The sequence below is a fragment of the Enterobacter sp. UPMP701 genome (genome assembly GCF_053709515.1).
Genome location: NZ_JBSKJN010000058.1, coordinates 1 through 499, shown reverse-complemented (window position 1 = coordinate 499; position 499 = coordinate 1). Strand labels below are relative to the sequence as shown.

Here is a 499-nt window from a genome sequence, read left to right as displayed (position 1 = left end):
AATAACTGCCGGAACTGCCTGCTCGTATAATGACTGCCCTGATCGCTGTGGAACATCACCCCGCCGGGCTTACCACGGGTTTCCCATGCCATTTCCAGCGCTTTCATGGTGAGCCTGCTGTCCGGCGAGAACGACATGGCCCAGCCCACTGGTTTTCTTGCGAACAGGTCGAGAACAACGGCGAGGTACGCCCAGCGCTTACCCGTCCAGATATAGGTCACATCACCGCACCACACCTGATTTGGCTCGGTCACGGCGAACTGCCTTTCAAGGTAGTTAGGGATAGCAACATGTTCATGACCACCACGTTTATACCGGTGAGTCGGCTGCTGACAGCTGACCAGCCCCAGCTCTTTCATGAGCCTGCCAGCAAGCCAGCGTCCCATCTGGTAGCCTCTCCGGGTTGCCATTGTGGCGATGCTTCTTGCTCCGGCCGAACCGTGGCTGATGCCATGTAGCTCAAGTACCTGACTGCGTAATACAGCCCGTCTGCCGTCTG

1 pseudogene is annotated in these 499 nt (G+C 57.5%); it reads right to left on the bottom strand.

Features of this window, described 5'->3' with window-relative positions:
- Positions 1-499 (bottom strand): annotated as a pseudogene (locus ACWKXT_RS24345) (IS3-like element IS911 family transposase); the annotation flags it as partial.